Source organism: Staphylococcus hsinchuensis (assembly GCF_038789205.1).
GTDB classification, from domain to species: Bacteria; Bacillota; Bacilli; order Staphylococcales; family Staphylococcaceae; genus Staphylococcus; species Staphylococcus hsinchuensis.
Map to the genome: position 1 here is coordinate 2,064,402 of NZ_CP128355.1, position 13,843 is coordinate 2,078,244.

Consider the following 13,843-nt stretch of genomic DNA (forward strand, 5'->3'; position numbering starts at 1 on the left):
GAATTAATAATGTACATCTAATTCTACTTCATCGTAATTATCTAATGCGTTAGATAAATATAGATGGGTTCTCAAAGTAATCTTGTTCGGTTTATTCTTTAATGAGTCAGAGTCAAATTGTACTGAAAAATCTTTTTCCAAAGATTCATTGGGCGGAATGTCATAAACATCTTCAATTTCATACGTAGAAATGATGTTATCTAATTGATTAAAGTCACTTGTTTCATCAGTATTTTCTATCTTTTCAACTAATTCAATTTTAATTTTATGTATCGTTTCTTCCGTTTCACAACCTTCAATGAGAATTATTCCATCTAATCGTTCCCCTACTTGTATGTCTTTTTGCTTTACTTTAGTCTTAACGCTAACGTCGTTAACTCCAAAAGCGCTTAAAATATTTTCAAACATTATATCACCTCATAGTTCCGCTACCCCATTCAATTGACTTCAACCGTTATATTTAATATTAAACAACATATAATTTATCTTTAAAAATGATGTATCTCCATTTTATAGGTTTTCTTTTATAATTGATAGATCACTGTTATAATTTACTACTGACGAACATTATGAAAGGTTGTTTCCATGAAAAATAAATATTTATATTTTCTTTTACTATCCCCTATTTTTCTAGCAGGTTGTAACTATTCATCAGAAGAAAGTAAGAATGGCTTTTTCGGACAAACTTTTATAAAACCAATGGAAGGTTTATTACATTGGTTTGCAAGTATATTTAACAATAACTTTGGATTAGCCATCATCGCAATTGTACTTATTGTCCGTTTTATTATGCTACCATTTATGTTGGCACAAGCTAAAAATGGTCAAATGATGCGTAAAAAAATGGATATTGTTAAACCTGAAATGGATGAAGTTCAGGAAAAAGTAAAACGTGCAAGAACACAAGATGAAAAAATGGCAGCAAACCAAGAAATGATGGAAAAATATAAAGAATTTGATATGAACCCAATGAAAACTATGCTTGGGTGTTTACCATTACTTGTACAAATGCCTATTTTATTTGCACTCTATTCAATTTTAAAGTGGCCATCAGGAGATTTAAAATCACATTCACATTTCTTATGGTTTGATTTAACACAAACAGATATATTAATGACAATAATCGCAGGTCTACTCTATATTGTTCAACCACTTGTAAATTTAGAACAAATGCCGAAAGAACAAAAATCTATGGGTTATATGATGATGGTGATTTCACCAATTTTCATTATTTTTGTATCTCTTCAATCACCTTCAGCCTTAGCATTATATTGGGCTGTCAATGCGGCATTCCTTGTAACACAAACGTATATTGCTAATAAAATTTATTCAAAAGTTGCTACAGAAGAAGCTGAAAAATTACGTGCCAAAATTGATAACAAAAAGAAGAAAAACAAAGGCACAAGAAATAAAGGTAAAACAATTAGTACGAAAAAGAAATAACTTTAGCATACTTAAATAGATAAAAAACCCACTAATGTAAATACATTAGTGGGTTTTGTCATTTTTAGCTTATTTGAATAATACACCTAAAACTCTGAAGAATGATTCGATTAATTCTGGTAAGCTCGCTGTCATAATTGTCGCCCTCCTTTCTAAATGGTGATTTTTAATTATTTATAACTCAATTTAGTTAACTTGTTCACTTTTAACTAAATCTTCAGCAATTCCATGCCAAAAATCTCTTAATTCAGCAGTAGTTCTCGCTGTATCCGTAGAATCTTGTCCTACAAAGTCTACGTGGTCCCAATTATGTTTGATTGGAGTAACTTGCCAGATACCTTTTTGGATATCATCTGTAGCATCTGTATATGCTTGATTAAATGGATGTTGTCCAGAAATAGTAGAAACAAGTCCATCATTAACACGCCATTCAGGATCATCTGCTTTACCAATAACATTAGCTGTTAACGCATGTTGGAAAAATAAGTTGAGATCAGCTTTTTGACGATCGAATAAAGATTTATGTGTTGATTCACCAGTATACGTTTTATAAACGATATTTGGATTTAATGAAGTACGTTGATTAAGTTCATTCGCACCTTCACGTGTTAGGTCGTGTAACGCATTATCTGTTGTTTTCCAGATTCCACTTTGCTCAGCTCGTTGCATATATTCAATAAATGATTCACCTTCGCGTTGTTTAAGGCCCCATTGACTAAGACCGAAGTCTACATTAGAAGCTGAGGTACTTCCTAATTTAATATAATCATAAAGGACTTGTCTGATGAATGCTTCATTTCCTAATTCATCTGCAGCAAGTGTACCACTATGTGGTGTCGCTAAAGTCGTAATACTAGAAACCATATTATCGTGACCACCAGCGAGTAATGGTGAAATTTCGCCGCCATGTTCCTTCTGATATTCGATTTCTTCTTGACTACCATTTCTTAATAATTCTTCTAATTGACGTACAGTTTGTCCGCCCATACTATGCGCTACTAAGTGTACTTTTTGACCTGGTTGCCAATCTTTGTATACACCTTCATATGTTTTACCATAACGATCGTGTCCATATTTCGCAGCATGTGCAGCACCGTAATCAACCGTTCCACCTTTAATGTAGTAATATAATTCAATCGCACGATCATAGTTACTACCAAACGCACTTATACTTGCTTCATGTGTTTCATATCCATTACTTTCTAAATCTTCACGGATATTTAATTTATCTCCACCCCAATAGTGAGTCATGCCGATTGGGTTATTGTCATCTGTATAGCCGTTAAAGCCATGCACTAAAATGATTGGGTCTTCATTTTTATATTCACCTTGTTTTGCAGTTTTGCCAGGCTGAACGTCAGTTGCTTCTGCAGTTGTGTTCGATGATTGATCACGCGTTGTAGCTACTGCATTTTCTTTTAATGTGCTTAGCGCTTGATCTTGTTCTTTCTTATCATTGTTAACAGGTGAAGTCGTACTTGGTTGTTGATTTTCTAATTGATTTAGAGAGATAGGATTACTGTCGTTCGAAGCATTTTCACTTAAATTTGTGTTCGATTCTGTTAAGTTATTGTCTTTAACAGAATTTGTATTTTGGTCCTCTTTAGATGGTTGGACTTCTTCAGAGGTTAGAACCTCTTGTGTTGTGCTGTCTTCTTCTGTACTTTGTTCAGATGTCTTTGGCTCTTCTTTTGTTGCGTCATCTTTTTCTGTGCTTTGTTCAGATGATTTTGGCTCTTCTTGTGTTACGTCATCTTTTTCTGTGCTTTGTTCAGTTGATTTTGGTTCTTCTTCTGTTGCGTCATCTTCTTCTGTTGCGTCATCTTCTTCTATGCTTTGTTCAGATGTCTTTGGCTCTTCTTGTGTTGCGTTATCTTCTTCTGCGTTTTGCTCAGATGATTTTGGTTCTTCTTGTGTTGTGTTATCTTCTTCTGCACTTTGTTCAGATGATTTCGGCTCTTCTTGTGTTGCGGCATTTTCTACTGTGCTTTGTTCAGATGATTTTGGTTCTACTTGCGTTGTGTTATTTTCTTCTGTGCTTTGTTCAGATGATTTCGCTTCTTCTTGTGTTGTGCTAGTTTCTTCTGAATTTACATTTTGCTTTTGTTCTGATTGTGTTGCTTCATTATTAGAATTTGTCGCGGTATTAGAAGTGGGAGTGTCTTCTAATTGATTTGTTTTCGTTGAATTTTGTTGAGTGTTTTCATTTTCTGCAGTTTCGTTACTCGTAACTGACTTGGCTTTTTTATGTATCTGTTGCGTTTCGCCAGTTGGGTTTGCATCATTAGTTTCAGCAGCATCTGCATGACCCACACTAAAGAATAAAGTACCAATTAATATTGACGCTGCGCCCATACTATATTTACGTATACTGTATTTGTTTTGCCTTTTTTTCATAAAAAACACCTCTAATATTCATTTTTAATTGTAGTAAAAATTCCTTTATACAAATAAATTTAAAATTAAGCGGGGTAATAACTCGAAAAATTTACCGAATAGTTCTTTCATCTTACTTCCTCCTTTTATGTAAACGCTTTCACTCATAAAGATAAATTTAATTTGCAGGAAACATATTTTTACTTATAGCATTTCCTACAAATCAATCAATCACAATAATTTTGTAGTTAGGATTATAAACATTGTTCACCAATTTGTCAATATTTCAAAAACAATTAATATTTTTATTTAAAATATATATAAAAGAACCTACTTTTAAATAAAATAGGTTCTTTTTTCTTTTCTATTCAGGTTTCGCCTTTTGAGCATGTCTCATTGCTTTAACTTCCTCAGGAGTTGTTCTATTTTGAATTGCCTCTTTTTTTGTTTCTTCATCTCCACAAACTACATAATCTAGTTTATTTTTTAGTGCATCGTAACCCTGTTTGGCTACTTGAACTTTATCATTTTTATTTTTCTCGTCACCAAAAAATGTGTTATCCATTCCTGCATTGTGATGGAAATCTGTGTTAGTCGCACCTGGAAGCATGGCAGTTACATTTACGTTTTTCTCTTTTAACTCTACTCGTAATGCTTCAGAAAACATAAAACCGAATGCTTTAGATGGTCCATATACTGTTTCATAAGGTGTGGGTAGAGTAGCAGATAATGATGAAACGATTAAAATATCTCCTGATTTATTTTCTACCATATGCTTAGCTACACGCTTAGCCATATGAACTGTGCCCGAAATGTTGATATCAATTAAACGTAGTTCATCTTCCAACTTATTTTCCAAGAAGGCGCCTCCTAAACTGATACCAACATTGAGTACAGCCGCATCGACTTTTCTACCTTTCGATTCAACAAATTTCCAAAAATTTTCCACCCCTTCATAAGTAGAAGCATCAGCCTTATATGGATATGTTTTCACACCAAGTTTTTCTATTTCTTTAGCAGAATGATAAATTCTTTCACTCGAACCTGACATTGCTATATCATAATTATCTTCTGCAAATAGTTTAGCCAATTCAAAACCTAAACCTGAACTTGAACCCGTTATTAACACTAATTTTTTATTTATCATCATATACATCCTTTCTGAAATTTGTATTATTAATATACAGCTTAAAGTCTACTTTATAGCAAGGATTTTATTTATTTATATTTGAAATGTTCTTTCTTGATAGAGCTTGTCCTTTAAAGGTTGGTTTTATGTTGATAAAAATATTTAATTTATACTTGAAGACAAACTATTCCAAAGTGTAATTTTACTACAAAATATTCGTTTACATTTCTATTAACTATCAACCCATAAACATACGGATGGCACCACACTCAAAACATAATTATTTATTATTTCACGTTCCATATCATTTCCTAACTATTTTATGAAAAATATAATCATCATCGAATTATCAAGTAAAGTAGTATTAAATATAATACCAAAATTATCAAATTAGTAATAATACTTAGTTACAGAATATGAAAATAAATGAATATCATATATTTACACTTATCTATAATTTTAATCACCTTCTGTTAAAATTCTAGTCAACAAAAGCGAATATTGGTAATCTTATTATAAGATTTTTAACTTTTGTGAATTTTGAATACGAGGATGGTTTTTTTATGCAATATACAATAAAAGAAGTTTCAGAAAAAATGAATCTCCCCGCACACACAATTAGATATTACGAAAATGAAGGTTTACTCCCTTTTTTGAAACGTGATGAAAATGGCTATAGAATTTTTGACGATAGTGACTTAGGTTGGTTAGAGTTTATTTCATGTTTAAAAATTACAGGTATGTCTTTAGAAGATTTACGTAAAATAATTTTGTTAACGTATAATGAAAGTGAGGATTTTGATTCAAGAAGAAAAATTTTGCTTGAACATAGAGAAAAATTAAAAATTCAACAAGAAAATTTGAACAGAGCATTTAATAAAGTTGAAGTGAAACTAGAATATTTTAATCAGTTAGAAAAGCAATATAAAAATGACAAATTCAATAATTAATATTGCATATAAAATAATTGTTAAATATAAAATATACCGATGATTTCTATAAAGAGGTCCATAGAAAACATCGATATATTTAACTCTACTATTTATCACTTAATAATTATTTTTATACTTATGCGCTATTTTTAGTTGCAAGTTTCTTCTCTTCACTATTTGATACAATGAGTGCGCAAGCTGCGTCACCAGTAATATTTACTGAAGTTCGGGTCATATCTAGCAGTCTATCTATGCCCAATATGATACCTATAGCAGCTGGATTTAAACCTACAGCATTAAGTACCATCGCCAACATGATTAACCCAACACCAGGCACACCTGCTGTTCCTATTGAAGCGACAACAGCTACGATTACAACAGTAATTAATTGTCCCAATGATAGCTGAACTCCAGAAATTTGGGCAATAAATATGGTTGCTACACCTTGCATAATCGCTGTACCATCCATGTTTATCGTGGCACCTAAAGGTTGAACAAATGAGGCAATTTCAGGTCGAACCCCCATCTTTTTGGTGCATTCCATCGACACAGGTAACGCAGCATTTGAACTTGAAGCACTGAACCCTACTGTAATAGCAGGTATAAATGCTTTAAAGAACTTCATTGGACTATAATGGCCTAACAATTTGACTGCTGTACCATATACCACAAAGAAATGTACAAATAACGCAAGTAACACAACAAAGAAATACATTCCTAATTGCTGTATAGCTCCGAATCCGGCACCTGTAAAAGCATGTGCGACTAAACCAAATGTTCCTATTGGTGCAAACACATTCATAATCATTGTAATGATGTACATCAGGACCTCATTTGTTTGTTCGAAAAATTTATGAACGATTTGTGCTTTAGACCCAACCATAATAATTCCAATCCCTATGAAAATAGCGAAAGTAATAATTTGCAGCATATTTTCATCCGTCATAGCTTTTACAGGGTTTTTAGGGAATAAATCTATTAATGTTTGGTCAAAAGTTTGGTTTGTAGCTTCTCCTCCACTATCTTTTTTCAATGTTTGTTCATACTTATCGACATCTTTACTCTTAAATAAATCTGATTTCCCTTGTCCAGGTTGAAATAACATCGCTAATAGTAAACCGATAGTAATCGCAAGCGCTGTTGTAGTTAAAAAGAATGTAATTGTTTTTAATCCTATACCTCCCAATAATTTAGGATCACCAACTCCTATTACACCTAATACAATTGATACAAAAACAATAGGCACCACTAACATAAAGATCAAATTCAAAAATATTTGACCTATCACATTAAACACATATTTATCCAAGCCCCCAATAAAACCATTTTGGATAAACAAGTTACAAATAGATCCCACAACTATCCCTAATATAAGTGCGATAACTATTCTTAACGAAAGATGCTTTGTTTTCATAACAACACCCCCCTATGTTTTATTAAATATAATTATATAACACAATTTGTTATTTTACACTATAATTTTCAGAAAATTTAAAAAACAGCTATGTATTTATTAGATACATAGCTGTGAATTATATTAATTTATTTTCCATTGCGTAAATCGCTGCTTGTGTACGATCTGTTACTTGAAGTTTTGCAAATATATGGCTGACATGCGTTTTTACCGTTTTTTCTGAAACAAATAAAGCTGAAGCGATTTCTTTGTTAGTTTTCCCTTTAACCATTTCTGCAAGTACTTCCGTTTCACGTTTAGATAATTTATTTGTAACATGTGGTTTCTTACTTACTGAATCAATTACACTTTGTGCTTGTGGATGTATGATTTTGTTGCCTGACACCACTTCTTTGATGGTCTGTATTAACTGTTCAGGTTGCACATCTTTCATTTCGTAGCCATCTGCTCCTTTATCAATCGCTGAAATCACATGTTCATCATCGACATAACTCGTCAGTACGAGAATTTTTATGTCGGGGTACTTTTTTTTCAAAATTTCAGTGACCTCAATACCATTCATTCCAGGCATAACTAAATCTAAAAGTACGATATCAGGATGTGGCTGCGTTTCTAAATATTTTAAAAATGATTCACCATCTGAAAATCCATCAATCACTTCTAAATCATCCACAGTAGAAAGCAAAAATTCTAAACCTTGTCTTACGATATGGTGATCATCTACTAATAAAATCCGATACATGTTTAACTTCCTTCCTATTACTTTAATGGTATATCTAGATGAATGTGGGTACCTTGATCAGGCGCTGTATCAATAGTTATTTTCCCATGAATGACTTTCACACGTTGTTTCATATTATTTAAGCCGTGCGATTGTAAGTCAACTTGATCTTCTTTAAAACCTGTCCCCTCATCTTCAATATCCACGAGTAAACGATGTTGTTGTTGATTAAGTTTTAGCAGTATAGTCGATGTGTGACTATGTTTTTTTGTATTATTCATCGCTTCTTGAATAATGCGATAAATGTTTTCTTCGATAATGTTAGGTAAATCTATAAGCCCTTCCACTTGAACATTTATTTCTAAATTGAGTAACGCACTATATTTGTTTACAGCTTGCACTAAACCATGTTCTAAACCAACTGGTTTCAATTGCCAAATTAAAGCACGCATTTCACTGACAGCTTGTTGACTTGTTTCTTCTATAACATGAAATGCTTTTTTAGAAACATCTTCTTGTGTCATTCCTAATGCTGCATGTGCTGTCAATTTAACTGAAAATAACATTTGGTTAACAGAATCATGTAAATCTCTCGCTAATCGATTACGCTCACTAATACGTGCAGCTTCTTTTTCCTGATCTGTGAGCAAGATACGTTTAATCGCTGAACCGATTTGAAATGCTACCGATTCTAATAATTCTAGATTTTCCTCACTATAATGTGTAGTATGTGGCGCCGCGACATTCAGTAAACCATATTGTTCGTCTCCGGATTTTAAAGGCACTGTCGCATGATGTGTTACGCCATCTGTTTCTTCATGATATGCTTGATTAGCCAGATTGATGCGCGAACAGTTTATAATATTAGAGGCTTTCGTTAACTTTTTATTTTGATATGCTTGTACACACCAACATGAACCTTCACACATGTATTTGCTATTTTGCTTTGTTAAGGCACCTGGTAAGGAAACGTCTGAAACGACTTCATGTTCGCCCGCTTCATCGATAAAAAAGATCCAACCTGTGGTAAAATCACTCCCCTTTATTAATGACTCCAAGGCACCTTGTAACATGCTATACGTTTCGGTTTCTTCATTTAAAAATTCAGCAATATCTTTTAATAATGCTAAGCGTGTTGGTTTTTGCATTTAACCAGTCCAATCTGTCTAGTAAATTCATTATAATTATACAATCTAATCCTTTATTTTAAAAACACTCTAATTCTATATTCATTAATATTTGAATTGGAATTGAAGATATTTTTAAAATCGTATATATGGTATGATATGAATGTAAAATTCAAGGAGGATACTATGAAATTTGAAATCCCAGAACAATATAATCAACTTACGTTGAGAAAAATTTTCCAACAACTTCAATTACCTAAAAAAGATTTACATCAGTTGAATATGTCTAAAGAAATTACAATTAACGATGCGCCAGCAAAGCTAATGTCTTCAGTAAACACTGGTGATTCAGTTTATATACCAACACCTGAGGAAGAAAGTAATTACGTGCCAAGTTATCGTTATGCAAAGATATATTATGAAGATGAGCATTTAGCGATTGTCTTAAAACCTAAAGGTGTAAAAACACATCCAAATGATTTAAAAGAAAGCAATACTTTAATGAATCATCTCATCTATACAATGGATAGTAAATATGTAGAACCGATTCATCGATTAGACCAAGAAACTGTTGGATTACTGATCGTTGCAAAAAATCCATTAATGAAGAAAATATTAGATAGAATGTTAGAAAATAATCAAATCGCCCGTATCTATAAAGCGCATGTACATAGCCTTTTACCTATCAAGGCTCAAACTATTGATAAACCAATTGGTAAAGATAAATTTCATTCCAACCGTCGAAGAGTTTCTGAAACTGGCCAAACAGCCATCACGCATATTCTAGATTCCAAGATGATTAAAGAAGGCGTATGCGAATTAGATTTAAAACTTGATACAGGTAGAACGCATCAAATCCGTGTACATTTAGCTGAAATTGGACATCCGGTCATCGGTGACCCACTTTATGGTGATTCAACTTTAAGAAAGCTACAACTAAATAGTTATAAAATAGAATTTATTCATCCTTTAACAAAACAAGAAATTTCCGTCAGTTTAGATGATGAAAAATAACAAAACACTTTCGAACTACACATCAAATACGATGTAGTAGTCGAAAGTGTTTTTTAATTTATATAACGAATAAAATAAAGAAACTATTATTTTGGTTCTACCATATTTTCAGGTTTAATCCACTCATCGAATTGTTCTTCAGTTAAATAACCTGATTGAATAGCTGATTCTTTTAATGTTAAACCTTCGCGATGTGCTTTTTTCGCAATACTTGCTGCTTTTTCGTAACCGATGTGAGGGTTTAAAGCAGTTACTAACATTAATGATTGATTTAAGTAGTTATCAATATTTTCATCAATTGGTTCAATACCAACAGCACAATTATCGTTAAATGTTTGCATACCGTCAGCTAATAAGTAGATAGACTGTAACGTATTGTGCAAAATAACTGGTTTATAAACGTTTAATTCAAAGTTACCTTGTGAACTTGCGATACCAACTGCTGAATCGTTACCCATAACTTGAACAGCTACCATTGTAAGCATTTCACATTGCGTTGGATTAACTTTACCAGGCATGATAGATGAACCTGGTTCATTTTCAGGGATTGAAATTTCCGCAAGACCCGCTCTTGGTCCTGAAGCTAACCATCTTACATCGTTAGCAATCTTCATTAAGTCTCCAGCTAATGCCTTTAATGTACCATGTAATTGAACAACTTCGTCATGCGCAGTAAGTGCGTGGAATTTATTTTCAGATGATACGAAAGGATATCCTGTATTCTCAGCAATAAATTTAGCAACTTTGTCACCAAACTCAGGATGTGCATTGATTCCAGTACCTACTGCAGTACCACCAATAGCTAAGTTTAAGATATGCGCTTTAGATTCTTTTAATAATGTTTCACATTTATCTAACATATAACGCCAACCACTGATTTCTTGTCCTAAACGGATTGGTGTTGCATCTTGTAAGTGCGTACGTCCAATTTTAATGATTTCGTGGAATTTCTTTTCTTTTTCTTCAAAAGTGTCACGTAATGACTTTAATGCTGGTTCTAATTTAGATTCCACTTCGTTATATAAAGCTACGTGCATCGCTGTTGGGAAAGTATCATTAGAGCTTTGTGATTTATTCACGTCATCATTCGGGTGAATAGATTCGTCGCTACCTTTACTCTCTAAATATTCATTTGCAACGTAACTTACAACTTCGTTAACATTCATATTACTTTGTGTACCACTACCAGTTTGCCAAACAACTAATGGGAAATGTTCATCTAATTCACCATTTAAAACTTTATCACATGCATAAACAATTGCATCTTTTTTAGCATCTGATAATTTACCGAGCTCATGGTTAGCTAAAGCTGCACCTCTTTTTAATTGAGCAAAGCCATATACTACTTCTAATGGCATTTGTTCTTTACCTACTGGGAAATTTCTTTTACTTCTTTCAGTTTGAGCACCCCAATATTTATCTGCAGGTACTTCAATTTCACCAAAAGTATCATGTTCAATTCTTACTGACATATATAATTCTCCCCTTCATTAACTTAAGTTTACACTTAGTATATCATTAACTATTTTAAAGGGGCAATTGTAATATGTAGCGTTTTCATAATCATCGTAATTTAATTTTTACTATAAAAAAATTGAGTCTGAGGCAAAAATAGATGTCTCAGACTCTTTATCAATTAGGTAGGAATTCGAAAGCCCTATTAGAACGTTCAATTTCTCCTAATTATTTTCTATCTTTTGTTATCGTCACCCCATCAAATTGGGCTTTTGCAGCTTGAATGATGCCAATAGCGGTTAAAATTAATAAGATTGCACCAATCACCATTAGAACGGGACTAATCGTAATTAAGAAACCTAATATACCCGTTAAACTTTCATAGAAACCATTTAATGGTTTAAATAGTAACACTGTCACAAACATACAACATAATACACTTATAATGACACCTGTGCGATTACTTTTTACAAATGTAGAGGCGTTCACTTGATCAACGAGACCTTGTGATAAATTAATCTGCATTTGTATGACTTTAAATAGTATCGGGAGATAGATTGCACCTATTGCCATTGGAAATCCTTTTATAGAAATTAAATTAACAATAAATGCTGCTATCATCGTATACTTCCAATAATTTTTAAGCATTTATAATAAATCTCCTTAATATAAATAATATTATCATCATAACATATTCAAATTTCTTGATGATATGTTTTATTGTTACAAGCATAAAAAAGACCTCATGATGAATTACTAACTCATCATGAAGCCTCATTTAAGAAATCATAAATCCGAACGTACTTCTGAATCATGCGTTTTATTTAATTTGTCTTCATCATTTTCTTCAGAAATTTGTTCCATTTCTTTGCCAAGTTCTACAACATCATCGTAACCGTCTACCATTTCATTTTCAGTATCAGTATGTTGATGTTCATTGTGCTTGTCAGTAGTCATATTAACACCTCACAATTTTTACTTATGCAAAGCGTGCTGTGAAATATTGTTTAACGTCTTCAGGTAAGCCTTCTGCAGCTGCTTTATCAAGCACTACGTTAACCATACGGTGTGCTTTTAAATCTGATGGTTCAAAGCTTGATTGACCGTTTTCTTCATATAATTTATGCACAACTTCTTTTTTGTCATGACCAGTAACGACTAAGATTACTTCACGAGCTGAGAATAAACCTTGCTTAACACTAATATCTAATTTACCATGTGAATCCATTGAAAGTACTTGTGTAATTAATTTACCTTTATTTTCTTTTGTTTTCATTTTGTCTTTGATAAATGATTCAGTATCTTCACCGAATGAAACGTTATAAACTTGGCTTTCAGGTACGCCTAATGCAGAAAAATATGATTTTTTATCATCATAATCTAAAATGTTTACTTGACTGAAATCAACTGCATGTCTATCAACATTTTTCTTTAATTTATCTAATACAGGTGCACTTTCTTTTGCAAGGTGGAAACCTGCGATTGTTGTTGGATTGTTATTAAATTGTTTTCTTAAAATGTCTGCAGTATATACAGCTACGTCATGTTCATTTTCTAAAACTTTAAAATTCATTGCCATATCGATTTACACTCCTCTTATTCTTTTAAGACACGTTATAGTATTATTTTTATACATACCCGTATCATTGTATAAGTAAACTAATTAGAGTCAATTACTCAAGTCTACGAATTAGCCATTTAAACTACTTACTTTCATTATACAAATTTAAACTAAATATTTCATTTATTTATTAACTTTTATTTCAAACTTGGAAAATCTTGCTGTCTTAAAACTTCATATATAATTAAAGATGCAGTATTTGATAAGTTCAGAGATCTAATATTATCATTCATTGGAATACGTAACGCAGTATTATTATATGCGTCTTTAACCCAATCAGGTAACCCTGTCGTTTCTCTTCCAAAAATAAAATAATGATCTTGTTCCACATCAGAAAAGTCAAAATCTGAATAAATATGATCGCCAAATTTTGTGATCAAATAATAAGCTCCTTCAGTATCTTCAAAGAACGCTTCTATACTTTCATGATAAGTGATATTTACAGTATCCCAATAGTCTAATCCTGCACGTTTTAACATCTTATCATCTGTGCTAAAGCCTAATGGTTTAATTAGATGTAGGTTTGTATCAGTACCTGCACAAGTACGCGCAATTGTTCCGGTGTTACCAGGGATTTCTGGTTGAAATAATACAATATGATTTGTCATTTT

At 32.4% G+C, this 13,843-nt stretch carries 14 protein-coding genes; 3 read left to right on the plus strand and 11 right to left on the minus strand.

All coding sequences use genetic code 11. The features are described 5' to 3' along the window. Positions 1-3: 3 nt before the first annotated feature. Positions 4-408 (minus strand): sporulation protein, encoded by a 405-nt coding sequence (locus QQM35_RS10240; RefSeq protein ID WP_251519590.1) that lies wholly within the window; start codon positions 406-408, stop codon positions 4-6. Between the two features lie 177 nt (positions 409-585). Here QQM35_RS10240 and yidC point away from each other — a divergent pair, with 177 nt between their 5' ends. Further along, the gene (gene yidC / locus QQM35_RS10245; protein ID WP_251519589.1) at positions 586-1,443 is read left to right on the plus strand and encodes a membrane protein insertase YidC; all 858 of its coding nucleotides are present in this window, start codon (positions 586-588) and stop codon (positions 1,441-1,443) included. Positions 1,444-1,629: 186 nt separating this feature from the next. Here yidC and lip read toward each other — a convergent pair whose 3' ends face one another. Next, entirely contained in the window at positions 1,630-3,840 is a 2,211-nt protein-coding gene (lip, locus tag QQM35_RS10250; RefSeq protein WP_342610384.1) for a YSIRK-targeted triacylglycerol lipase, read from the minus strand. 343 nt (positions 3,841-4,183) lie between these two features. Next, positions 4,184-4,966: an SDR family NAD(P)-dependent oxidoreductase gene (locus tag QQM35_RS10255; protein ID WP_251519572.1), complete on the minus strand. Its 783-nt coding sequence runs from the start codon at positions 4,964-4,966 to the stop codon at positions 4,184-4,186. A gap of 545 nt (positions 4,967-5,511) precedes the next feature. Between QQM35_RS10255 and QQM35_RS10260 the strand changes: the two genes are divergently transcribed. Then, a complete protein-coding gene (locus QQM35_RS10260; RefSeq protein WP_251519569.1) occupies positions 5,512-5,898 on the plus strand; it encodes a MerR family transcriptional regulator in 387 nt (128 codons plus the stop codon). A gap of 118 nt (positions 5,899-6,016) precedes the next feature. Here QQM35_RS10260 and QQM35_RS10265 read toward each other — a convergent pair whose 3' ends face one another. The 3 genes from QQM35_RS10265 to QQM35_RS10275 all read right to left on the minus strand — a co-directional run bounded on the left by QQM35_RS10265 (position 6,017) and on the right by QQM35_RS10275 (position 9,163). Next, positions 6,017-7,294, minus strand: coding sequence for a dicarboxylate/amino acid:cation symporter (locus QQM35_RS10265; RefSeq protein ID WP_342610385.1), 1,278 nt, complete (start codon positions 7,292-7,294; stop codon positions 6,017-6,019). Positions 7,295-7,412: 118 nt separating this feature from the next. Continuing rightward, entirely contained in the window at positions 7,413-8,036 is a 624-nt protein-coding gene (locus QQM35_RS10270; RefSeq protein ID WP_251519565.1) for a response regulator, read from the minus strand. A gap of 17 nt (positions 8,037-8,053) precedes the next feature. Next, positions 8,054-9,163: a GAF domain-containing sensor histidine kinase gene (locus QQM35_RS10275; protein ID WP_251519563.1), complete on the minus strand. Its 1,110-nt coding sequence runs from the start codon at positions 9,161-9,163 to the stop codon at positions 8,054-8,056. A gap of 165 nt (positions 9,164-9,328) precedes the next feature. Here QQM35_RS10275 and QQM35_RS10280 point away from each other — a divergent pair, with 165 nt between their 5' ends. Continuing rightward, complete coding sequence (locus tag QQM35_RS10280; RefSeq protein WP_251519561.1) at positions 9,329-10,156, plus strand: RluA family pseudouridine synthase; 828 nt, start codon at positions 9,329-9,331, stop codon at positions 10,154-10,156. An 86-nt stretch (positions 10,157-10,242) separates the two neighbouring features. On the opposite strand, the gene fumC is transcribed toward QQM35_RS10280, so the two are convergent. The 5 genes from fumC to trmL all read right to left on the minus strand — a co-directional run bounded on the left by fumC (position 10,243) and on the right by trmL (position 13,840). Beyond that, positions 10,243-11,628, minus strand: a complete 1,386-nt coding sequence (fumC, locus tag QQM35_RS10285) for a class II fumarate hydratase (RefSeq protein WP_251519559.1) — start codon at positions 11,626-11,628, stop codon at positions 10,243-10,245. A 211-nt stretch (positions 11,629-11,839) separates the two neighbouring features. Then, on the minus strand, positions 11,840-12,259 hold the full coding sequence (locus QQM35_RS10290) for a hypothetical protein (protein WP_251519557.1): 420 nt from the start codon (positions 12,257-12,259) through the stop codon (positions 11,840-11,842). Between the two features lie 138 nt (positions 12,260-12,397). Next, on the minus strand, positions 12,398-12,568 hold the full coding sequence (locus tag QQM35_RS10295) for an SAS053 family DNA gyrase inhibitor (protein ID WP_251519555.1): 171 nt from the start codon (positions 12,566-12,568) through the stop codon (positions 12,398-12,400). 22 nt (positions 12,569-12,590) lie between these two features. Further along, entirely contained in the window at positions 12,591-13,190 is a 600-nt protein-coding gene (locus QQM35_RS10300) for a 6-phosphogluconolactonase (RefSeq protein ID WP_251519547.1), read from the minus strand. A 179-nt stretch (positions 13,191-13,369) separates the two neighbouring features. Continuing rightward, positions 13,370-13,840 carry a tRNA (uridine(34)/cytosine(34)/5-carboxymethylaminomethyluridine(34)-2'-O)-methyltransferase TrmL gene (trmL, locus tag QQM35_RS10305; protein WP_251519545.1) on the minus strand — a complete coding sequence of 157 codons (471 nt, stop codon included), beginning with the start codon at positions 13,838-13,840 and terminating at the stop codon, positions 13,370-13,372. Positions 13,841-13,843 lie beyond the last annotated feature (3 nt).